The following is a 22502-nucleotide window of genomic DNA, read 5'->3' on the forward strand; positions in this document are numbered from 1 at the left end:
TTTTAATAAGCCTATCTGGGTGCTTAATATTTTTACTGTTGCACAGTGGCCTTGGTTTATTGCCTAGTTTAGCTGCTGAGAAAGTTACTGTCAGATACGGATTGTTTGAGCGATCAATCCCTGTGGCAGATATACGCAACTATGGCGAGAATCAAAAGGTTTCTGCCGATTTGCAATCTTTTCTAGATTACCTCAGCCCTAAGGAGAAACAGAAGTTCCAAGATGCCCTTCAAGTAAAAATGTCTCTTGATATTGTGGCTTTAGATAAGCTGATAAATACAGGAATGGGCAAGCAAATTTTATCTTTTGCATCCCAAGCGATCGCCCGTCGCGATCAAGCCAGTATACAAGCCCTACGATCAGCCATTATCATCGGAGCAAAATCACCAGAAGGTCTAGGATTAGTCAGCTTTCTAGCAGCCTATCCCAGTAATCAACTAATTGTTGATGCGTCAAAAATTTCTAAGCTAGTCGGCATGGCAAATTCCTCTTCTGGTTCTGCTGATGCACCTCCAAAGGACAATGTAAGTTCTTCACCCTTCGGGAAAATTGCACTGCAATATCAAATACTTGCCGCCCAAAATAAACAGTTTTCAGGTTGTTTATTTGGTGATTCTGTTTCGGCTGAACTTGGTAATACTCTTGGGAATGGTACTTTTAATTTTGGGTTAAATGGTTTGAGTACAATCTCATTACTAGAACAACTGAAAAGTTTAATTCCTACCAAGGTTACATGCGAAAAAGCTATTATTGCTGTAGGTGGAAATGATGCTTGGTATGGAATGAGTGATGAGTTATTTAGCAAAAATCTGCAAGAGGCGATCGCACTTATCCGCACAATGGGAAATAAAGAAATTTTTCTCATTCCAGCTTTTTATTCAACAGTTGCAGCAAGCTCAGATCCAACTATATCAGCCCCCAATTCTAGAGTTGAACAAATTAATGCTTTGATTAATAAAGTTGGTGAAATAGAAAAAGTACCAGTTGCAGCAACAGGAGTAGCACCATTGTATGAAAAGAATGTTCTTAAAGAGAATTTATCGAGCGATGGTGAGCATCTGAACGCAGAGGGTCTAAAAATTTACCGACAAGCATTATTACAAATTCTGGAAAAGTAATATGATATTTGTCTAACTGCCTATAGTAAAAGCACCCCACCAAAGCTACGTTTTATATAGCTATTTTTGGTTCTCAGTTGAGTAGGTACTGAACCTCACCCCCAATCCCTTAACAACAAGCTCCTTTTTTGCCCTGACATAGCTCATTTAATTAGGAAAAGCTACATAACATAATTCGTAGTTCGTAACTTAAAATTACGAATTACAAATTATTACTTTTAGGATTTCCAATTCAAAAACCGCGCATAAATATAAGCTATGCCTTCATCAATAATTGTCCGTACACCTTGGCTATAATCCCACCATTTGTTTGGATCATAATCTTGTGTTTTGGCAGCGATCGCACCAACTTTGATGTTAGGGCTAAGTAGTTTTTTGAAGAGCAACCAACTCCTACGGGTGTGAACATCCAAAGAAAAAACATTTATTGATTGTAGCTTTAAATTTGAATCGGATAGCCAACGATGAAATTCGGCAGCAGATGCATAACTACGATCCTTGATTACCATAGGTGTCGGCACAGCTACTACCTTCTCTGATTCTAAACCAAGTTTTTTGAAGGTGGCGGCTGACACTTCTGCAAAGTTCTTGTATTCGCTAAGATAAATCCCTTTTTCTATTGAGCCTCCGGTAGTAATTACTAGACTATAAGAACCGTTTTTAAATTCAGTCAAAGCTTGTTGTATGGCATAATCTGGTAGCCATCCTTCAACAACCAATACGTCTGCTGATTTAATCGGGGAAGTCACGGCGAGAAATGAGTGTACATGAGTAATAGTGAAGAATATTAAATAAGCAATCGAAGCGATTGCAATCGCCCACCCCTGAGCCGTAAGTGTCCACATTTCTTGGCGTTTTATTAGTTTAATTTTTGGAAATTTTCGACACCGACGATTTTTTCTCTGCATTAAGCCTTAGCTAAACGTTGTTCTTTCAAATAAGTAAACACAGACTTATCTCCGATATCAGGAGGAATTGGTTGCACTGTCTTTCGCAGAGCAAACACCAAAAATAACGTTGCCCAAATTCCTAATAAAACACTTTCCCCCTGAGTTGGTAAAACTCTTACTAAATGTCCTAACAATAGTAGCGGTACTATTAGAGTTAATACTTTGGTTTCCAGGCGATTGAAGCAAAAAGCCTCTTTAAAATAAATACCTGTCAAAGCAACGAAAATAAAACCAACTCCAAATAATGTAAGAGGGTGATTGTAAACAGTAAGAGCTAAAGGCTCACTACTAGAGATTGCCAGAATCACTGATGCTATACTACCGATCGCCCAAAAAATTTGCAATATTCGGTGCAGTGATGCCATATAAATATGAATGGTAAATAAACTTACACCAAGAGCGACACTAAAACAAGTATATAGAGGTGTAAGTGCGGTAACAATAGCCGGGTTATTAGGGAGCAAAACCAAAGCACTGCCTATGGCAAAGCTCAGTGCTGCTACCATTAGCCCAGCACGGTAGATAATTACGCCTGTGCGATCGCTCTGAGTAATTGTAAATTCTCCAAACTGACCTTGATAAACTTCTGGTGGAGGTAGTGTTTGCGTAGTCATAGTTAAAAATATAGTTATGAATTTACTAATAGAGTACAACAGTAAATTGCTGAAGGGTAACTTTTATATGATGGGCAATGAGACTAACTAAAGTGTCACAATCCCTAAAGTATTAAGCCATTTTCGTAGTATTAGTTGACTTGACAGACGCACTAGAGTCGTGAATTATCTCTATCATTTGACCGGATTTCCTTCGAGAGCGAAAGACATAGCAACAGTAAAGCATGGCGTAAATCCAAGTACCATCTCCATTAACCAGACTAACAAGAGGATTTTGCCCCTTGTTAAAGGTAGGCAAACTTCCGCCATATTATACTAGTAATTAGCAATGGTTTGTATAGTATCTAGTTTAGCTGAAGACTTGATTTTAACATTAGACTTTAGCTATAAATAGTAAATATTGACAAATTTAAAATTTAGTGCATATAAAAGTTTGGCAATCAGATAACCCGATAATTAGTTGATATAGGAAGATGAGGTGAGCGATGGCGCTGTTTCTCCCACGGTAGGCGATCGCATTTGTTTAAAGAATTGCAAAACTGTAGACTCTTCTTGGGTTTGTCATGAGATATTGCTCTTTGCCCTGGATGTGCGCTCGCTTAAAATACTTACAGCATAAGAATTTCACCAAAAACCTTAATGTTAGACATTTTTTTTAGAAAATAAACGTTCAAATTCTCGCTCCATCTAAAGTTCAGAAATTTGCTATTATTTTTATTTTTGCAGAGGAATTTAAGAGCGATTATTTGGTTGTTAAGGGTTTACCAATTCCAGCTTACTATTAAGTTTAGCGATCGCCTGAGATTCGAGGTTGGTCATTACCCAATTCCAGAAAAAAGTAACGCCTATCTACGTCCTAGACATAGAGAACATAGTTTCTACTTCAGCCCAATACCTGTGAATGAAATTGATTTAAATTTGGAAACCCAAGTATTGTAAAGTTTGATTTTAGAAAAATTCAACCTTAAATTTACTAGTTATATATATAAATATCGAAATATAAAAAGCTGCAAAGATACCAAATAAAAACATATTTGGTGTCTTTGGAGCTTGGTATTTTCTTGTCTTTGTTTTTATGGAGATTAAGGTATGCGATCGTTCAAACGGTTCAGGAAACAGCTAGCTTTTATGCTCTTAATAAGTTCTGCTGTGTTTTCCGCATCCTCATCTAATGCACAAGATGTATCGAGAACAGTCTTTGTCAATACTGATGTGATTATTGATCCTGCTGTCTTAATAAATCTATTCCCTACAGCTACTCAACTTGCTGTTGTCCAAATTGGTGGGGTTGTTAGAATTGATGACTCTGGTGTAGGTGTTGATATTGACAGCACGGGCGTCTACGATCCATTTGCAACCAACTACTTACAAAACTTGAACAGATCCCGGTAATTTATTCAAAATATTGCGATCGCAAGTTGATACTCTTCGACAATGCAATCGCGTTTTGTTATTTTAATTTGTTGAGCGCGATCGCCACCGCAAAAATCGGCCAAAGCTGAATTTTTCTCATTAGGGACTTCCAAAAATTAAATTACTCAATTCCTGTATCCAATACGACTATCCGATTTCTTCTTCCCCTGCTCAATAACTGCTTACCAAAACGATTGATTATTTTTCTATTTGGAAGTCTCTTATGTCTTAGTTTAGTTAAAAATGATAGACAACAAGCTGCACAAAGCAGGGATATCCGCTCAATAATGTCAGGAATGGTTGACACAGCCTTGAGCAGCGCAGTTGGAAATTTTTTTAACTTGCTTCGGAGCTTTTATTTCAGTGAATAGTTGAATCGCTCGATTAAAATTCATTTGGCTATCATCAGGCTTTGCCATCTTTTGATAAGTTAAACCTAATTGGAAGTAAGCTTCAGCCAGGTCACACTTAGCACTTATTTTATCTAAAAGTTCGATTGCTTCTGTATGATGAGTAAGGGCTAATGTAAATGCTTGTTGTCGATGGATTTCTGCTAAACCATTCAGTATTTTTGCTTTTACCTGCATATAGTGGCTTTCTTCAGCAAAAGTCAAAGCTTGCTGAAGTATTTGATTTGCCTTAGAAAAATCTCCTAAATTTACATAGGTTTGACCCAAAATTTGCATGAAATAGACAAATCTTCCAGTCTGTTCCACCAATTTTTCGTTTGTAATATTTTGATAAGCTACATCTGCTAATGCAGATGAGGCATCATGCAAACCTAAATAAGAATAGACCAAAGCTAAACACACTGAAGCTTTCTCTGCCCAGCGATGATGCTCGGTATTTTTAGCCAAATAAATTACTTGCTGAAATAAGTTTACGGCTGCTTCTAGTTCCCACAAATCTATTTTGTAAAGACCAATACTTAATAAAGAATCTACCTCTAGCATCCTGAGATAATAAACTGTATGTTTATTTCGTGGCTGAGGTACAAGTGATTTGAGTGCTTGGGTTGCCAGAGTAATAGTCCTTTGTTGACAAGCGATCGCTTGACTAATTTTACCTGTTATCCAATATAAATCACCCAATATATTGTAAAGCTCACTGAGATTTTGGTCATTTTCCAGATTATTAACAACTTGATTAATCGCCGCAAGTATCGGCTGAATTAAACCCATCCGATACAACGTACTACCAAGAGGTAAAAACTGCTGCCATTGATTATTTCGGCTTTTTAAAATGACCTTACCCGCCAATTCAAATTCATTAATATCTATATAGTGATAATAAGCTTCTAAAGCTTGCAAAGCATCTTTAAAGGTTTCAATTTGTTTAACATTAGTTGTCCAAAATTCTGCGGCTTTGTGGTTGGTAATTTGCCATTCATTGCAAAGGCATAAACGTGCGATCGCTTCTTTTTGAATCACGGGATGCAGCCAGTATTCCCCTTTCTCGCACTCCACCAAAGACCGATTTCTCAAGGAGGCGATAATTTGGCGATGTTGCTCGGATGGGACATCCCAAAGTAAACAAAACAATCCTTGAGATGAAATGGTGGGTATATCTTGGTAACGATAACATCCCAAACGGCAAAGCAAGCGATATGCTTGGGGGTCGAGGGCTTGTAGACGATTGATTTGACTAACTGCTAAATTTTTTAAGTCGGTTGCGGCTAACGGATCGGCATGATTTTCTTGCCAATAAAGAGCCATATCACCGTCAAAATCCTCCTGAATCGAACCACAGAGAATTCCCATTGCTTTAGCATTACCGCCATAAGTGCGATGCATGATTTGCAAGGTTGGCGAATTGATGACTAATCCCTGGTTGCTAAAAAACTGTTGCCATGCGCTTTCATCTAAACCAGGAAGCCGATAGTGATTCACATTCAACCCAGGTTCACAAAGGCGATCGCGACTGGTAATCAAAGTAACAGATTGCACCCTAGCATCAGCCAAAACCCGCAATAGTTCTACATAGTTGCGGTGAGAAGCAATCAACCCACCTTGTTGATCCAATGCAGGTTCGAGATTGTCAATTAACACCCCAATTCGCCGATTGTGGAGTTGGCGCTTGAGTCGTCCTAATGTAACTCCAAATTCTACCCCAGGTTCTTGATCGAAATCTTGTTTGAGCCATTCTTCTACAACTCGTTCGGCGGGGGTGATGTTTTGAGTTTCCTTCGCCATCAGCAGTTCTAAAACCAACTCAAACCCCTGAGTTTGCAAATATTGCTGCGCTAGAGTGGTTTTGCCTAAACCGCCTTCACCTTGGATAACTATGACTTTCGATCCTTGATTTGCCAAAGTATTCAGGTGAGCGATCGCTTCTGTTCGTCCAATAAAATTGGTATCCTCTAATTTTGGGGTGGGTTGGGGCGATCGCGAGTAATCAATCAGACTGGATGATATTGCAGTAGTTTTTCTCAGAACTCGCTCCAAAGTAGCGCGGTAATTACTTTTGGTTATCTTTTCTCGCAATACTTTAGAAAGCAACTTCCATAACTGAGAACCAGCATCCTTAGCATGTCCTTCCGTACAACCGTAAGAATGAGCGATATCTAAGTATTTTCTACCCAACCAAACTTGCACAAGAATCACTTTTTGCAAATCGCTCAATCGTTCCCCAGTCTGAGGAGGAATTATGGCGTCTAACCATGCTAATGCTGCTTCAGCGTCCATTGTGTAACAACAAGGGTAGTTCAGATTTTAGGGACAACTATAAATCAATCTACAGTTATGTTGCTGAAGTTTTCGGATAAGATTCTGTAAACCCGACTTTTTTCCCGACTTTTGCAAACTTTATTCAAAATTCAGCAGCAAGTTCTTGAAAGGATTGCTGTTATTCCAACGGTAAGTATTAAAGTCTCGTTGATCAAGCGTTAAAATTCGTCCATGTCCCAGATGTTCTGCTAGAACAACCAGAGAAGCATCTGCCATATCCATTGGCAAATCTGCATATTTTTCCATGAGTTAAACCATGCGTGCAACATGGTGACTTTGTAAGTTAAACACTTCAAATGCTTCTTGTGCAACCTCTCTCAAAAAACTACATTGAGCATTATTACCACCTCCTCTAGCAAGAAGAAGGTAACAAGTTTCGGTAATAACAGGGTAAGTAGTCACTAGTGGTTCATTGAGAGCATTTAAAACTTGTAGTGCTAATTGATGGTATTGATCGTTTTGGTTCCCAAGTGCAACGAAAAAGCCAGTATCAGCGACGATCATACTTTTCTTGCATTAGCGATCTTACAATGGTTTCGGAATTAGCAGCTAAGTCAGTTTCTCCTTTGAAACAGCCGATAAATTTACTTTGCTTAAGTTTAGCTAAGGGATCTGTTTTTTGTTGCTGAAGTTGTTGATAGCGCAGTTCAATCAAAGATTTAATTGCCTCTAGTGTATCTTGATCAGCCTCCTGTTGGATGTAGGCAAGCTTTTGAGCATATTCTTCATCTAGCTGAATATCAAAATTCTTCATTGCCACTAACTTGGAACGTTTACCTAAAGTATATCGTCCGCCTCGAATCGTCTAGAATAAAAATCATTAGGTAACATCAGCACCATCATTACTTATGGTGAAATCAGATCCCCGTCAATTGCCTAGCAGTGCTGAACTTCCTTGTTCAGACGATACCCCTGTGGATAACGAAGACCAGAATTTTATTCCGAACCTGCTTCTATTCTTGCTGCAATATATCTGGGCAAACCGTAATGACTGGTTTTTCAGTGTCGATATGGGCGTTTACCATACCACAGGGGTTAGTCCACTTGTGCCGATTGTGCCAGACGGATTTTTGAGCTTAGGTGTAGAACGCCGCAAGGCAGATAAATCTCGTAAAAGCTATGTTGTCTGGGAAGAAAATAACATAGTGTCTGGGAAGAAAATAACATAGTGCCTATCCTGGCTTTAGAAATTGTCTCCTTAACTCCGGGTGGAGAATATGACAAAAAATTAGACACCTATGCCAAGCTAGGGGTACTGTACTACATTATTTATAATCCAGAGTATTGGCAACGCGATCGCCACCAACCTTTTGAAGTTTATCGCTTAGTAGATAATAGCTATCAATTACAAATTGGTGAACCCTTTTGGATGCCAGAAATTAGTTTGGGAATCGGTAGAGGGCAATACATATCTGGTAATATCCAGCGTCAAGTTTTGTATTGGTATGACCAACAGGGAAAGCGCTATCAAACTCCAGAAGAAGCTGAACAGCAAACTCGCCAGCAGCTTGAATTACTACAACAACAACTTGAGCGTTATCGTCAGCAATTTGGTGAACTGCCAGAAGCGTAATGGGACGATTGCTGATATTTGTTATTAACAATAGATTAGCCCTCACCTAGAAATTTAGGATGAGGGCTGACATAGCTGACATAAAGATGACTAGTTAAATCTTAGGCATTCCTTTAAAGTAAGGGTTGACAAAAGTTCCATCTTTCTTAACGTACCCTTTAACAACTTTTACTTTGGGCATTTTAAGTGCTTTGGGTGGTTTTGGTGGCTTTGGTAGCTTTGGTGTTTTAGACATTTTCTTGTTTCCCTTTAAATAAATAGCTTCTAAGACTCTTTATCTATAGTGAACTCAGGAAACGGAAAACCACCTCAGCAAAAATTCTAATTTTTCTAAATAACTCATAAAGATAAAATGAATATGTGTTATGAGCTTAAAAAACTATTGTCCTTTTTTATACTAAAAATATTTGTTTTGATCTGATTAGCTAATCTTCAATATCAAATCAGCACAATTCAAATCCGGCTTTTTCCTTGACGCTTCCAACCGCATCACATAAAACTGCCGACTTCAGCCGACTGACAAAAGCAAGTGCGATCGCTTAGTTTTATACGGTGTGTTATGCCGCTATCTTACGCACCCTACCAGATTGAAGCTTATTCCCTCACATCATAAACTAACTTTTTAAATAAAGACAGAGAAATAATAGTTGTGTTTAACAAAGTTTGCGCTTCATTAAAATCAGCATCACCCGTAATAAAAAAATCTGCTCCTGCGGCAATAGCACAAGCTAAAAACTTTGCATCTTTCCTATCTCTGGGGAAATCAACCTCCACATCCACATCAATGAGTGTTGTCACTGAATCAATTAAATAAACCCATCTTTGGTATTGTGCCTCAGTTAATTTTAAACGAGGACGCTTTAAAACTTCCTTATACTCTGCAATAATCTCTGCCGATACAACCCACTCAAAAGCAGAATTAGCAATCACAAATAAAATTACTGTCTCTGGATTTTTATCAGCTATAGCAGCAGAGACTACAATATTAGTATCAATAATAACTTTCATTCTCCCTGTCTATAAGCTTCAATTTCTGCTGCTATTTCTTCATCAGTCAAGGGATTATCTGCGTGTATCGCTTGTATTTCTTTGAATAACTTTTTTAATTCTTCTGCTAAAGTAACCCTTTGATTATCGTCTGTCAAAATAATCACCTCAACTCTCTGTCCTGCTTTAAATGGTAAATCAGATAATACTAACTGCTTTGGATCTTCAATAGTGATATATCTTTTATAAGCGTTCATGATTTATCCTGTTACTCAACTTTTATCTACCCTTGTTCTAACAATTTCGCTACATTCTCTGCAATTCTCTTTTCTAACTTTGTAAAGTCGTCTTAGAAGGGCGAGGTTGGAAACCCAAATTTTCTATAACCAACTTTTTCCCCGACTTTTGCAACACTATCACATAAAACTGCCGACTTCAGCCGACTGACAAAAGGAAGTGCGATCGCTTAGGCTATTGGGCATAGAGATAAAAATTTAAGTATAAAAATATGCTTAATATCCTCAGCCCAATTACAGCAGACTTAGCAGGTCAAAGCTATCCTAACCCTCATTACTTGCAAACACAGCACCGCATTCGTTCACTTATAGACAAATATATTGCAGTCGAAAAACTACATGAGCGTCTACAAGATTTACCGATACAGTTTGCCAATCCTCAACCGCGTCCCTGGAAACACATCGACTGGCAAACAATTAATCGCAATCAAATTATCGGCTTAGATGCAGAGGTATTTTTATCTATATTGATAGGTGCGATGGATACAGAAGCTCCCATTCGCGGTTATACCCAAACCAGTCGGCAGTATTTGGAAAAATTGCATCCTCAGATGGCTCGGTTTGTTGGTGGAACTGTCGGTAAAGATGGCGAACTGCTAGAACTTGGTTTGTGGGAAAAGGAAGAACGTCAACACACACCTGCATTAATTAAAATCTACACCCAATTAACAGGCGAGAAAATTACCCCAAAACTTCGTACTGTTAGAGGCTATCTCCCTACAGATAACGCTCACGAAGATTTATATCGCCACGGCTTACACCGCATTGCTACAGAATACGGTGCTACCTGTCTTTATATTTGGTTGATGGCTCATACCACTGGCGCACTCCAAGATGTTCTAGAGGAACTAGCACAGGATGAAATCAACCATACGACCAAATTCTGGGGGTTTGGAGTCTGGACTTTCCCTGATACTGGGTTGATGCGAATTGGACACACGCTGATTAAAACGCGATACCTTCGGTGAGCTTCGCTAACGCAAAACTATCAGCGTAACAACCTCATACGTACCCTCCGCCGCATGATGGCTACTCTTAACTGGAATGCTTGGTCATTAAGCAACAAAACAACTCTCCTTTTCACCTTCGCCTACACCATGCATCGTTTATGGAGTTGGAACAACACCCTTACACCAGACTATCTGCAAGATTTATTTGAAATTAGATATTAGTAAAAACAAAGGACAAAGGACAAATGACAAATGACAAATCGAAATTACCCACCGATTTAAACCCTCAAAAAATCCCCCAACATATTGCCGTCATCATGGATGGTAACGGCCGATGGGCAACGAGTCGAGGATTACCACGCATTGCTGGACATCGCCAAGGAGCAAAGACGCTCAAAAAACTATTGCGTTGCTGCAAAGATTGGGGAATCAAAGCGTTGACAGCCTACGCTTTCTCAACAGAAAATTGGCAGCGTCCCGTTGAAGAAGTGGATTTTCTGATGCATTTGTTTGAACGATTACTACACCGCGAGTTAGCTCAGATGCATCAAGAAGGAGTACGAATCTCATTTATTGGAGATTTATCGGCTTTACCCAAGTCCCTACAGACGGAAATGGAAGGTTCAATGACAGAGACGTTGAACAATCAAGCAATCCACTTTACTGTTGCAGTCAACTACGGGAGCCGCAACGAAATTACCAGAGTTTGCCGTCAAGTAGCTCAACTCGTGCAACAGGGCGAACTTAGTCCCCAAGAAGTGAATGAAAGTCTCGTAGAACAATATCTTTATACAGCAGATACTCCAGAACCCGATTTGCTGATTCGTACTAGTGGTGAGATGCGATTGAGTAATTTTCTCCTGTGGCAGATGGCGTATACAGAAATGTATTTCACCGATATTCTTTGACCAGATTTTAATAGAGAAGCGTTTCATCAGGCTTTGTTGAGCTACCAAAGACGCGTAGGCGTAGCCCGTCGTAGACATCGCCGTTTCGGTCAAGTTAAAGCTTCAGTGTCAGCTTAGTCTACCAAACACTAGACATCGCCTAAAAATTAAACCGGATTCTCGCAATGAGCGATAAAGTAAAAGCACCCACATTACCATGATGGTATATGAGCGCTAATAAATGAAACATTATTGAGGATAATCTATCTGCTATGACAGACCGAAGTAACTATAAGAATAGCAGGCACTGGGTAAATAAACTGCAAGGGTAGTTACAAATGTTTTGTTAAAAATATTACTTACCGTCAATGTGATGCTTGATTTAGGCAAAATCCAATCGATTGCGAAATCCTATTCTCCTCAAGAACTCTTTGCTGCCTTGGTTTGGCAGCGTCGGTTTAATGAGTTTGATGGCGAAGAAGTGATTACTGACCTTTCCAACCACAGAAATTTATGGGCAAGCTTTCTGTTCACAAAACCAATCTTTGCACCAGATGAAAACGGTTTAAGCTTTAGTGGTATGGTTGATACCCTCCTGGCAATGGCGAACTATCGCCCCATGCCTGAAACCAGCATCATCCATTTCATTGCTTATCCTGCCGATACGTTGTACATCCTTACAGAGAACCAAGACACAAAAGTGTCTGAGCTTTTAGACTTGGGCAAAAAATGGCGAGCTGATTCGGTAGAGATAAGTGATGGGACGAATGAAGACTACGGTTTGCGGCTTAAGCGCCGACTGAGAACTAGATTGGAAGGGGGACTATGGGGTGAAGATGTTCACCAGGATTGTGATGCGGTTATTCTTACCTATTGGTGGGATTAAATTCTTGAAGTATCTCAATCAGAGAAATTGTGGACTAAAATATGCACTTATTTCCACCGTTTTCCTCCCGATATTACTTACACCTAAATGGAGCAGCCTGCGATCGCAGGCTCTTAGTTTTTTTGACTAAATTATTCTTTGGTACGTATTGAGCCAAAATCCTTAGCTCAATACCTATATTCGCTTTTATCACAAAATCAGACTTATTTAATTATTATTTTGTCAATATAGTAATCCGATTTTAACTTTGAACAGAGAAAAATTGGAAGCATTATGAATCAGGCATCCTACTGAACATACTGTTCACGAACCATTTATAATTTTCTATGGTAACTATAAGAACTATCAATATAACTTGTTGTTAATTCTTTCCAAAAATAGTATTTACTATAATTTAATACTTGCGATATGAGCTGATGTTTTGGTAAGTTAATTCAGAAAAAATCCTGATACCAAAAATTTAAAGTTAACAAGACTCTCTTGCTAGATTTACTTTAAATTTACTTATCAATGCATTTTAAAATCGCAATTAATTTTTCCATTATTTTATTGGTGTTGGGAGTTATGATGACAAAATATCTACTAGCTTCTGCTAGTGGGATGGGATTTTTATGTTTAATTGCTGGGTTATTACCTGTGCAAGCCCTTCCTAGTCCAGAAATTGCAGATAAAAACGTAGCTGTTAATCAAGATGATGGCAGCTATCAAAAAAATGATTCTCATCAAAGCAATTTAGCAAATAATACCTCCAGTCAATTGCTGATAGCTAATGAAAGTCAAAAAAACTTACCCTCAGTCAATCAACAGCAAAAAAATCAAGATTTAGGAGTAGATTCTGCTGTTAACTTTTGGCAGCCAATCATACAACAATCAGCAAGTTTATCTCCATCCTCATATAAACTTGCACAAGTAACATCGGTATCCCAATTATCTGATGTACAGCCGACCGATTGGGCCTTCCAGGCACTACAATCTTTAGTCGAACGTTATGGTTGTATTGCAGGTTACCCCAATCAAACCTATCGCGGCAATCGGGCGATGACTCGCTATGAATTTGCTGCTGGTTTAAATGCTTGTTTAGAACGAATCAACGAACTGATTGCCACTGCAACTGCTGATTTGGTTAAGAAAGAAGATTTAGCCACATTGCAGAAACTACAAGAACAATTTGCGGCGGAATTGGCAACATTGCGGGGTCGAGTAGATGCTGTAGAAGCTCGCACAGCAGAACTAGAAGCAAATCAGTTTTCTACGACTACTAAACTTAATGGAGAGGTAATTATTGCTGGTGTTGGTGCTAGCGGCGGCGCTCCTAATAACAGCGACTCGAACATCATCTTAGTTAATAGAGTGCGGTTAAATCTCACCACTAGCTTTACTGGTAAAGATTCATTAATTACTGGATTGCAAGCTTATAACTTTTTGGGTGGAGCCACTGGAGAGGGTAGCTTACAACAAAGTTTAGGATTAGCTTCGCCGATTTTAAGTTCAAGTAGCGCTCGTACCAGTTTTGAGCCGCAATTTCCGGGGTTAAATGTCAATACTTTGTCGAGTGTTGGCTCAAACAGTGTTCAGCTTTATAAATTACTGTATATCTTTCCCGTCGCTAATAAATTAACCTTGTTTGCGGGAACTGCGGCGGAGACATCAGATGCTTTCCCAGCAATTACGCCTTTTTATGGTGAAGGACAAGAGTCAATTTCTCGTTTTGGCAACTTGAATCCTGTGGTACGGGTTTCTGGTGGAACTTCAGGTACTGGTTTAGCATCGGCGGCGGGATTTATTTTTAACATTTCGCCAAATTTGGATTTAAGAGCTTTATACGGCAATCCAAATGCCAATTTAACCCAAAAATCTGCTACTGACGTTGCGGGATTACCAGGAGTTTCTACTACACCTTTGGGAGCAGGTTTATTTAGTGGTAGTAGTGTAATTGCCACACAGTTAACCTTCAAGCCAAGTTCCGCTTTTGATATTGGTTTAAACTATGCCCACAGTTATCACGAAATCAATATTTTGGGTACAGGATTAGTTAGTAGTGATATCAATGCTTTAGCAGGGGTTGGGCCTGAAACACCGGTCACACTCAACTCTGTTGGGGGTACGTTAACATGGCGATTGTCTCCCAAAATAGCCTTATCTGGCTACGGTGCAGCACTATTTGTTGATGCTGCTTCAAATACCGTGAATGCTTCCACCACCTTTACAAGTTGGATGGCGGGAGTTCACTTCAGAGATTTATTCAAATCAGGAAACACTGCCGGGATTCTTTTTGGTCAACCGCTTTTCCGTACTGATACTGGTGGTTCTGCTCAACTTACCCCTACAGGCGAGAATCGGGCGACTCCTTACCATTTAGAAGCCTATTATCGCCTTCAACTTAACGATAATATCAGCATTACCCCAGGTGCATTTATTCTCTTTAACCCAGAAGGTAACAGCAACAATGACACTACGACTGTAGGTGTACTTCGGACTACTTTTACGTTTTAAGAGATTGGGAGTATGGTCAAAGTCCCCCAATTTATTGGGGGATTTTGAGATTGGATAACAAGTCACGGTAATAACAATATTGCCCTGTCTCACTAGTATCGTGACAGAAAAATATTAAGTCGGCGCTGAAGCGCACTAATATTTCTAAAATCCAAACCTACTAACCGAGATAGGGATTGAAAATTTTCTTCATTTTATCGCTAATTAGAAAACCGTTCCACAATATCCTTTACTGTCTTATAACTTAGATGAAACTGCTGGGCGATCTGGCGACTAGAATACCCCTCTCTGCTCATCGTTAAGACTTGAAAGGCATACTTATCTAATTGTTTTAAATCATCCATCTAATTTTTAGACCTTTTGTATAGGGTTGGTAAAAATCCGTATTATTTAGATGCAAGAATTATTGCAAAAGAAGTTTTTACAGTCATTTTTCGTAATTCCTATAAACTAGAAAACTGACCGTGGTTAATCTTATGTAAAAAAATTACTCTTTTTGCAAAATTTATTCTTCTATCTAGTGAATTTGTGAAGACAGATAAAGTATAGTTTAATGTTAAGTTCGCTAGCAATAAGAGATACAAAGCAAAATTATCAGAATTTCGGCATAGTTATTAAAATAACCTCAATGCCTTTCTCCAACTAGATAAGTACTTTATCTATGGTTAGGGGTGCTTTTAAGAAAATTGAGTCAGAAAGAGAAATCCTATACTTTCCAAAAATGTCTATTTGTAAGGGTTATAGGGAGAAGCAACCTTTCAACCTCGTTACTTGGTTGTAGTTTATCAAAGCCAGAGGGTAAGAACTCGTGGCGACTCTTACAGCGATACCGGGGTCTAAGTATCAAGAACAAACTTTCATAATATTGTACGAAATCGTACTGACTGAGAGCGACTAGGTGTTTTAGTCTTTAAATAATACTTCAATGTAGGCAATCCCGAAGTTATGAGAAGTTAGGATCAAATTCATAGATGGTAATATCCCTTAACTTATCGTTACTGGCTAGAATCCCGTAACAAATCATTGGCGGGATAAAATCCATTAGAAATTGGTTAACAGTCTTTTTGTTTTTATTCAGGGATTGAAATTTAGATGCCACCTGAATTGATAATGAACTTAGATATGTTTGCCCAGCAGTTAAAATCAGTGCAAGGGCGTTTAGCTAACCTTTACCAAGATGCAAACACCCCTGTACAGCCAGAAACCGATTTGCTGCTAGCATTCTTGAAGGAACTTGATACTGTTTCAAAAAGACTAGAGATAGTTACAGAGAAGCTGTTTGAGCAAACTCAAAAATTGGGAGATGTACAAGCACGACTTAGAGAGGAATACAAGCGCTACCAAGACCTATTGGAGTTTATCCCAAATGCTTACTTGGTGAGTGACACACAAGGAAAAATTCAGTCAGCTAATTATGCCACTGCCGCACTGTTCAATGTTCAACAGCGATTTTTGGTCAACAAACCGTTAGCCTGTTTCATTCCAGTAGAAGAACGTCACGCGTTTCGTTGCCAACTAAATCAGATATACGAGTGTGAGTGTGACTATATCCAAGAGTGGATATTACGCATACAGCCTCGTGATTGTGAGCCTTTTGAGGCTGCTATGACTGTAGCTCTTATCCGCGACGTTAAAGGCAAGTTAACAGGTTTGCGCTGGATGGTGCGCGATATGACTCATATCTGGCAACAGCCTCAATCAGCGCTTTTAATATGAGAAGGGCTTATAAGAGGCAGGGGAGCAAGGGGAAAGACTTGTTGCAAGTTCTCTACACGTTATCTCTCTAACTTAAAGTTTAGAAGGCGATCGTATTCCTCTTTGATTACTCTATAACACTCACAGGCAGCCTCTTCTAGCCCCTGTCGATCAACGGTTTTGATTTTCTTTCGGCCGCATTTGATAAGACCTTTCTTTTCTAAGATGTGCGCGGTTTCGGTGATACCAGAACGGCGCACGCCCAGCATGTGGGAAAGGAACTCATGAGACAGGAACAGTTCATCCGAGTAGAGACGATCGCTCGACTCAAGCAACCAACGGGCCATGCGTTTTTCTATAGTATGAGTGCGGTTGCAGGCAACATTCTGCGAGATTTGCGCGAGATAAGCCTGTGTGTATTTGAGCATCACGTCCCGCAGCGACTTATTGGTGTCGAACTCATGCAGCAGCAGATGTGCCTTCGTTTTCACCGCTTTGCCGGGAACCTGAACGATGTACTGGGTCTGCGTCGTCTCCTGGCCGCCCATGAAAGCGTTAATTCCTACCATCTCGCGGCTTCCGACCACTCCGGCTTCAACCGTGATGCCGTCCATCATCGTAATAGTGACTGAGATCAGGCAAGTGAGAGGAAAGTAAACTTCTTCAATGGTTTGGCCGGGTCGGTTGAGTATCTCGCCGTATGACAGCTCGACCTGCTCCATTTTGTTTTCTATCCGCTTGTACACCTCACTGGGTAGGGCGGCAAGCAGAAGGTTTTCAGTAGCCATATATTTTTTAGAGCTTTTTTATGAACTATTTTTAATATTTTTAATCTACGCCATCCGAAGACTTATAAGCATAGCTATGCAAGATTAGCCAATTTTGAAGAGATATTGGCCAGCAGTTTTTTAATAATTAACTGATACCTTTTCAAGATTTTACGCTAAGTAAGGTTTTACAATGCGTATTAATAAAAAGTATTTTAATTGTATATTTGGCCCGGATTTCTCACATGTGAGAAATCCGGGCCAAATATTCTACCATTGAGTTATATCATATTTACTTGATTACTTATTAAACTATAAGCATAACTACGTAACGTTAGCCAATTTTGAAGAGATATTGGCCAGAAATTTTTTAATAATTAACTTATACCTTTTCAAGGTTTTTACGCCAAGTAAGGTTTTACAATCTGTATTAGTTAAAGGTATTTTTATTGTACACTACGCCCGGATTTCTCACTTGTGAGAAATCCGGGCCAAATATTCCAGTATTGAGTTATGTCATATCTGCTTGATTACTTATTAAACTCGGAGAACCTCACCCCACAGGCGTAAAGGGGTTGGGGGTGAGGTTGTTTTATGATTATGGATAATTTGGCAAACACGATCTTAATCAAGGTAATATTTGACCTTCTGACCGAAGAAGCGCCGGGAAATAGCTAATCTAATCAGCGCATTTATTGATTAGGTGTGTCAAGGCATCAATCAGGCGATCGCTTTCCATTGGTACAATATCCTGTCCATGCATCACATTTTGAGTAATATGAAAATGCACCAATGCTCCTATAAGAATTCTTGCTGTTGCCTCTGGGTCAGGTATCTTTAGTTCTGGAGCCGCTAAGTACTGAGTCAGAGTTTCCGCTACTGGCTTAATTAGCGCCCGAACACAAATTTGAGCTAACTCAGGAAAACGCCCAGATTCTCCGATTAATACTCGCATAAATGCACTATGTTCTTTATCGTTAAGCATCTGCTCTAATGCTTTAGTTACTACCTGGTGCAGTATAGTGGCTGGTTCTCCCTCAATAGGTTCTGTGCCAAAAATGGAGCTGTTCTTTTTGCTTGCTAGTTGCTCTAACAGTACTTTAAAAAGTCCTTCTTTATCTTGAAAGTGGCTGTAGACTGTCGCTTTAGAAACGCCTGCTGCTACTGCTACCCGATCCATGCTTGTACCAGCATAGCCATGTTGAAGGAATTCTTGCATTGCCCCTTGCAGAATTTGCTCCACTTTATCAACGGAATTGTCTCGATCAACTTCGTCAGCTTTGATGCGTACCATTTATTAATTATCCTTTCCTATAAACAATATTAATAGATGCTGCAAAATGCTCCAGTAGAAAATGGCGAAAATAAATATATCCTTTGTTGAAGGGGGCAGGGGACAGGAATAGCATTTTGCTCCATAATGCCGAGTAAATTGATTGACAAATTTAGTTGTATCATATTGACTAAACTAGTCCGTTTAGTTTAGCATAAATTGAACTGGACAGTTTAGTACAAGTTGCTACTGGTGGTAAGGAAAAATAGTATGGAGCAAAACAGGAATTCAGAGGGCTTAAGGTCTTCTCATAATCTTGTGCGATCGCCTGTTCTACTTGCAATAATTACAGCTCTAGCAATAGGCGGAATCAGTGTTTATGCTGTGATGAAGTTCCAGGCTACAGCTAATGAAAAACAAAAAACCCCAGTAGCAGTTCAGCCTGTGGTAAAAACGGTAACAGCATTAGGGCGGTTAGAACCAAAGGGAGAGGTAATAAAACTGTCAGCGCCTTCTTCAACTGGTGAAGGAAATCGGGTAGATCAACTATTGGTGAAAGAAGGCGATCGCGTCAAAGCTGGACAGATAGTTGCGATTATGGACAACCGCGATCGTCTACAAGCTAGTTTGATTGAAGCCCAAAAACAAGTTCAAGTTGCCAAAACCCGCCTTAACCAGGTAAAAGCTGGAGCCAAACAGGGAGAAATTGGAGCGCGTCAAGCTACCGTAAATCGTTTACAAGTAGAACTAGAAGGAAATATTAAAACTCAACAAGCCACAATTAATCGTATAGAAGCTGAACTCCTTGGGCAACAACGCAGCTTGCAAGCAACAGTAGCTCGCGTAGCAGCCGAGAGACGTAATGCCGAAGCTGACGTGCAGCGCTACGAGACTTTATATAAAGCAGGAGCAATTTCTAGTCAGGAAGTTGATAGTAGACGCTTAAACGCCGAAACTTCCACTCAAGCGTTAATTGAAAGCCAAGCCACTCAGACAAGAACTGTCGCAACCCTACAACAGCAACTTAACGAAGCAAAAGCCAACCAAGATCAAACCCTCGCTAGCTTACAACAGCAGATTAACGAAGCAAAAGCTAACTTGAATCAAACTGCTGAAGTCCGTCCAACAGATATAGCAAACGCACAAGCAGAGGTAGACAGCGCTCAAGCTACGGCAGATAAAATTAGAATACAACTGGCGCAGGCTTATGTTGTGGCTCCTAAAGCCGGTCGAATTTTGGAGATTAATACACGAGCCGGAGAAACTGTAGGCAATGAAGGAATTGTAGCTCTAGGCCAAACCGACCAGATGTATGCAGTAGTAGAAGTCTACCAGAGTGATATCAAAAAAGTGCGTCCGGGACAGGATGTGCGGGTAAGTAGTGATTCCCTACGCCATGAACTAGAGGGAAGAGTGGATTGGATTGGTATGCAAGTAAAGCGGCAAAATCTGATCAATGCTGATCCCTCTAGCAATATTGATGCCAGAGTGGTGGAAGTGCATGTGCAGCTGAATAAACTATCTAGCCAAAATGCTTCTAGCTTCACTAATTTGCAAGTCAAGGCGGTAATTGAAATTTAAAAGGAATTGGGAATTGGGAATGGGGCATTGGGTATGGGGCATTGGGCATTGGGCATTGGGCATAGTTAAAGAATCAATAGTTTTTCTTCCCCTGCTCCTCTGCTCCCCTGCTCCCCTGCTTCCCCTGCCTCCCCTGCCTCCCCTGCTCCCTCATCTCCCCACTCCCTACTCCCCACTCCCTCTTATGAAATTAATCGAACAACTGCGGCGGCGAACGCCTTTAGGATGGTTGCAACTGAGTCATGAAAAAGGCCGTCTTTTGGTAGCATTGTCAGGTATTGCTTTTGCCGATGTTCTAATGTTCATGCAGCTAGGGTTTCAGAATGCCCTGTTTGAAAGTAACACAATGCTGCATCGAAGTATGCAGGCTGATATGTTTGTTATCAGCCCCCAAGCACGTAACTTAGCATATATGTCTAGCTTTACGCGGCGGCGGTTGTATCAAGCAATGGATGTACCAGGTGTAAAGTCGGCAGAAGGAATGTATGTCAACATTGTTGATTGGAAAAATCCCCAAACACATAAGAAGACGACAATATTAGTTATGGGGTTCAATCCCGATCGGCAAATGTTGAACTTAGCGGATGTGAATCGTCAGATAGATGCTATTAAGCTACCAGATACCGTTTTGTTCGATCGCGCCTCTAGAGGAGATTACAATGACGCGATCGCCAAAATTGAACAAGGTAAAACTGTCACAACCGAAATAGAACGGCGAACAATTACCATTAACGGCTTATTTTCAGTCGGAGCTTCCTTCATAGCCGATGGTACTTTGATCACCAGTGACCAGAACTTTCTGCGACTATTTCCCAGACAAGAAGCAAGTAGTGTCAGTCTAGGTTTAGTGCAACTGCAACCAGGCTATGACCCAAAACAGATTAAAATAGCTTTAGAATCTCATTTAGATAATGATGTTAAAGTTTTAACCAAAGCAGAATTTCTCGAATTTGAAATAAATTACTGGAAAACAAATACGGCGATCGGGTTTATCTTCAGCCTGGGTGTAGCAATGGGGTTTTTGGTGGGCGTGATTATCGTCTATCAAGTTCTTTCTACAGATGTGAATTCCCACATGAAAGAATATGCCACTTTTAAAGCAATGGGATATAACAATCTCTACTTATTAGGTGTGGTGTTTGAAGAGGCAATAATTTTGGCGATTTTGGGCTTTATCCCAGGAGCGATCGCACCTTTAGGACTTTATCATTTAACTCGTAATGCCACCAATTTGCCAGTTTACATGACCGTAGCACGGGCTTTGACGGTATTAACGCTGACTATGATTATGTGTATAATTTCTGGTGCGATCGCTACCCGTAAATTACAGTCCGCCGACCCCGCAGATATGTTTTAAATTTGTCATTTGTCATTAGTCATTAGTCATTTGCAAAGGACAAAGGACTAATGACAATCATAACGAGTAATTAAGCTATTTATGAGTAGTCAACCAGTAATCTCTGTTAAAAATCTCGACCACTATTTTGGTCATGGTCAACTCCGTAAGCAAGTTCTTTTTGATATCAACCTGGATATTAACGCGGGCGAAATTATTATTATGACAGGGCCTTCTGGTTCTGGGAAAACTACACTTCTCACTTTAGTCGGCGGCTTGCGTTCTGCCCAATCTGGCAGTTTGCAAATATTGGAACAAGAATTGTGTGGGGCTAACAAAGGACAACTTACTCAAGCGCGACGCAGTAACGGTTATATTTTCCAAGCGCACAATCTGCACGGTAGCCTGACAGCGCTCCAGAACGTCAGAATGGGTTTGGAAGTGCATAATAATATTTCCCCGGCAGAAATGAAAAGCCGATCAGCCCAAATGTTAGAGGAAGTAGGATTAGGAAATCGCCTGAATTATTATCCTGATGATTTATCTGGAGGACAAAAACAAAGAGTTGCGATCGCTCGGGCGTTAGTCGGTCGTCCTAAAATCGTCTTAGCAGATGAACCTACCGCTGCCCTTGACAGTAAATCGGGACGAGATGTGGTCAACCTGATGCAAACCCTAGCTAAAGAACAAGATTGTACTATTCTCTTAGTTACTCATGACAACCGCATTTTAGATATTGCCGATCGCATCGTCTACATGGAAGATGGCAAGTTAATCAATGATAGTGCTGCTGTTGCAGTCGGTTAGGGTGTGTTAAGGACACGCCAAAATAACAAATGGGTACGCCGAAATAGCAAATGGGTACGCCGAAATAGCAAATGGGTACGCCGAAATAGCAAATGGGTACGCCGAAATAGCAAATGGGTACGCCGAAATAACAAATGCGTACGCCGAAAT

General features: G+C 40.0%; 22 protein-coding genes and 3 pseudogenes. 12 read left to right on the forward strand and 13 right to left on the reverse strand.

Features of this window, described 5'->3' with window-relative positions; translation table 11 throughout:
• Nucleotides 1-38 precede the first annotated feature (38 nt).
• Complete coding sequence (locus tag RMZ43_RS26920; RefSeq protein ID WP_322654338.1) at nucleotides 39-1118, forward strand: alpha/beta hydrolase; 1080 nt, start codon at nucleotides 39-41, stop codon at nucleotides 1116-1118.
• Nucleotides 1119-1336: 218 nt separating this feature from the next.
• On the opposite strand, the gene RMZ43_RS26925 is transcribed toward RMZ43_RS26920, so the two are convergent.
• Both RMZ43_RS26925 and RMZ43_RS26930 read right to left on the reverse strand, forming a co-directional pair.
• A complete protein-coding gene (locus RMZ43_RS26925) occupies nucleotides 1337-2026 on the reverse strand; it encodes an ElyC/SanA/YdcF family protein (protein WP_322654337.1) in 690 nt (229 codons plus the stop codon).
• Complete coding sequence (locus tag RMZ43_RS26930) at nucleotides 2026-2682, reverse strand: DUF2301 domain-containing membrane protein (RefSeq protein WP_322654336.1); 657 nt, start codon at nucleotides 2680-2682, stop codon at nucleotides 2026-2028. Before RMZ43_RS26930 ends, RMZ43_RS26925 begins: the two co-directional genes overlap by 1 nt.
• Nucleotides 2683-3384: 702 nt before the next feature.
• On the opposite strand from RMZ43_RS26930, the gene RMZ43_RS26935 reads away from it, so the two are divergent.
• Both RMZ43_RS26935 and RMZ43_RS26940 read left to right on the forward strand, forming a co-directional pair.
• A complete protein-coding gene (locus RMZ43_RS26935) occupies nucleotides 3385-3621 on the forward strand; it encodes a hypothetical protein (RefSeq protein ID WP_322654335.1) in 237 nt (78 codons plus the stop codon).
• Nucleotides 3622-3771: 150 nt separating this feature from the next.
• Nucleotides 3772-4074, forward strand: coding sequence for a hypothetical protein (locus RMZ43_RS26940; protein WP_322654334.1), 303 nt, complete (start codon nucleotides 3772-3774; stop codon nucleotides 4072-4074).
• Between the two features lie 5 nt (nucleotides 4075-4079).
• Here RMZ43_RS26940 and RMZ43_RS26945 read toward each other — a convergent pair whose 3' ends face one another.
• The 5 genes from RMZ43_RS26945 to RMZ43_RS26965 all read right to left on the reverse strand — a co-directional run bounded on the left by RMZ43_RS26945 (nucleotide 4080) and on the right by RMZ43_RS26965 (nucleotide 7575).
• Entirely contained in the window at nucleotides 4080-4208 is a 129-nt protein-coding gene (locus RMZ43_RS26945; protein ID WP_322648767.1) for a hypothetical protein, read from the reverse strand.
• A 177-nt stretch (nucleotides 4209-4385) separates the two neighbouring features.
• Nucleotides 4386-6779 carry a tetratricopeptide repeat protein gene (locus RMZ43_RS26950; RefSeq protein WP_322654333.1) on the reverse strand — a complete coding sequence of 798 codons (2394 nt, stop codon included), beginning with the start codon at nucleotides 6777-6779 and terminating at the stop codon, nucleotides 4386-4388.
• Nucleotides 6780-6899: 120 nt separating this feature from the next.
• Nucleotides 6900-7067 (reverse strand): hypothetical protein, encoded by a 168-nt coding sequence (locus RMZ43_RS26955; RefSeq protein WP_322654332.1) that lies wholly within the window; start codon nucleotides 7065-7067, stop codon nucleotides 6900-6902.
• A 3-nt stretch (nucleotides 7068-7070) separates the two neighbouring features.
• Nucleotides 7071-7325: a type II toxin-antitoxin system VapC family toxin gene (locus tag RMZ43_RS26960; protein WP_322654331.1), complete on the reverse strand. Its 255-nt coding sequence runs from the start codon at nucleotides 7323-7325 to the stop codon at nucleotides 7071-7073.
• Nucleotides 7312-7575 (reverse strand): CopG family transcriptional regulator, encoded by a 264-nt coding sequence (locus tag RMZ43_RS26965; protein WP_322648765.1) that lies wholly within the window; start codon nucleotides 7573-7575, stop codon nucleotides 7312-7314. The genes RMZ43_RS26960 and RMZ43_RS26965 overlap by 14 nt, the downstream gene beginning before the upstream one ends.
• Before the next feature lie 94 nt (nucleotides 7576-7669).
• Between RMZ43_RS26965 and RMZ43_RS26970 the strand changes: the two are divergent.
• Nucleotides 7670-8394 (forward strand): annotated as a pseudogene (locus tag RMZ43_RS26970) (Uma2 family endonuclease).
• A 94-nt stretch (nucleotides 8395-8488) separates the two neighbouring features.
• On the opposite strand, the gene RMZ43_RS26975 reads toward RMZ43_RS26970, so the two are convergent.
• From RMZ43_RS26975 to RMZ43_RS26985, 3 genes are all read right to left on the reverse strand, one after another.
• Nucleotides 8489-8629 (reverse strand): hypothetical protein, encoded by a 141-nt coding sequence (locus RMZ43_RS26975; protein WP_322654330.1) that lies wholly within the window; start codon nucleotides 8627-8629, stop codon nucleotides 8489-8491.
• 359 nt (nucleotides 8630-8988) lie between these two features.
• Nucleotides 8989-9402: a putative toxin-antitoxin system toxin component, PIN family gene (locus RMZ43_RS26980; protein WP_322654329.1), complete on the reverse strand. Its 414-nt coding sequence runs from the start codon at nucleotides 9400-9402 to the stop codon at nucleotides 8989-8991.
• On the reverse strand, nucleotides 9399-9638 hold the full coding sequence (locus RMZ43_RS26985; RefSeq protein WP_322648763.1) for a hypothetical protein: 240 nt from the start codon (nucleotides 9636-9638) through the stop codon (nucleotides 9399-9401). The genes RMZ43_RS26980 and RMZ43_RS26985 overlap by 4 nt, the downstream gene beginning before the upstream one ends.
• A gap of 251 nt (nucleotides 9639-9889) precedes the next feature.
• Here RMZ43_RS26985 and RMZ43_RS26990 point away from each other — a divergent pair.
• From RMZ43_RS26990 to RMZ43_RS27005, 4 genes and pseudogenes are all read left to right on the forward strand, one after another.
• Nucleotides 9890-10849, forward strand: a pseudogene (locus tag RMZ43_RS26990) (ferritin-like domain-containing protein).
• A gap of 23 nt (nucleotides 10850-10872) precedes the next feature.
• Nucleotides 10873-11652: pseudogene (locus RMZ43_RS26995) on the forward strand (isoprenyl transferase).
• 205 nt (nucleotides 11653-11857) lie between these two features.
• Nucleotides 11858-12400: a hypothetical protein gene (locus RMZ43_RS27000; RefSeq protein WP_322648761.1), complete on the forward strand. Its 543-nt coding sequence runs from the start codon at nucleotides 11858-11860 to the stop codon at nucleotides 12398-12400.
• Nucleotides 12401-12967: 567 nt separating this feature from the next.
• Entirely contained in the window at nucleotides 12968-14893 is a 1926-nt protein-coding gene (locus RMZ43_RS27005) for an iron uptake porin (RefSeq protein WP_322654370.1), read from the forward strand.
• A gap of 200 nt (nucleotides 14894-15093) precedes the next feature.
• On the opposite strand, the gene RMZ43_RS27010 is transcribed toward RMZ43_RS27005, so the two are convergent.
• Nucleotides 15094-15237 carry a helix-turn-helix domain-containing protein gene (locus RMZ43_RS27010; RefSeq protein ID WP_109007878.1) on the reverse strand — a complete coding sequence of 48 codons (144 nt, stop codon included), beginning with the start codon at nucleotides 15235-15237 and terminating at the stop codon, nucleotides 15094-15096.
• A gap of 748 nt (nucleotides 15238-15985) precedes the next feature.
• Here RMZ43_RS27010 and RMZ43_RS27015 point away from each other — a divergent pair.
• Entirely contained in the window at nucleotides 15986-16609 is a 624-nt protein-coding gene (locus RMZ43_RS27015; protein ID WP_322654328.1) for a PAS domain-containing protein, read from the forward strand.
• A gap of 59 nt (nucleotides 16610-16668) precedes the next feature.
• Here the strand turns inward: RMZ43_RS27015 and RMZ43_RS27020 are convergent, their stop codons facing one another.
• Together RMZ43_RS27020 and RMZ43_RS27025 are read right to left on the reverse strand one after the other, a co-directional pair.
• Entirely contained in the window at nucleotides 16669-17376 is a 708-nt protein-coding gene (locus tag RMZ43_RS27020) for a Crp/Fnr family transcriptional regulator (RefSeq protein WP_322648759.1), read from the reverse strand.
• A 658-nt stretch (nucleotides 17377-18034) separates the two neighbouring features.
• Nucleotides 18035-18649 (reverse strand): TetR/AcrR family transcriptional regulator, encoded by a 615-nt coding sequence (locus tag RMZ43_RS27025; protein WP_322648758.1) that lies wholly within the window; start codon nucleotides 18647-18649, stop codon nucleotides 18035-18037.
• Nucleotides 18650-18898: 249 nt separating this feature from the next.
• Between RMZ43_RS27025 and RMZ43_RS27030 the strand changes: the two genes are divergently transcribed.
• The 3 genes from RMZ43_RS27030 (at nucleotide 18899) to RMZ43_RS27040 (ending at nucleotide 22352) form a co-directional block, all read left to right on the forward strand.
• Entirely contained in the window at nucleotides 18899-20209 is a 1311-nt protein-coding gene (locus RMZ43_RS27030) for an HlyD family efflux transporter periplasmic adaptor subunit (protein WP_322654327.1), read from the forward strand.
• Nucleotides 20210-20393: 184 nt separating this feature from the next.
• Entirely contained in the window at nucleotides 20394-21566 is a 1173-nt protein-coding gene (gene devC, locus RMZ43_RS27035) for an ABC transporter permease DevC (protein WP_322654326.1), read from the forward strand.
• 81 nt (nucleotides 21567-21647) lie between these two features.
• Nucleotides 21648-22352 (forward strand): DevA family ABC transporter ATP-binding protein, encoded by a 705-nt coding sequence (locus RMZ43_RS27040; RefSeq protein WP_322648755.1) that lies wholly within the window; start codon nucleotides 21648-21650, stop codon nucleotides 22350-22352.
• The last annotated feature ends 150 nt before the right edge of the window (nucleotides 22353-22502 follow it).

Source organism: Nostoc sp. CmiVER01 (assembly GCF_034531135.2).
Classification (GTDB): Bacteria; Cyanobacteriota; Cyanobacteriia; order Cyanobacteriales; family Nostocaceae; genus Nostoc.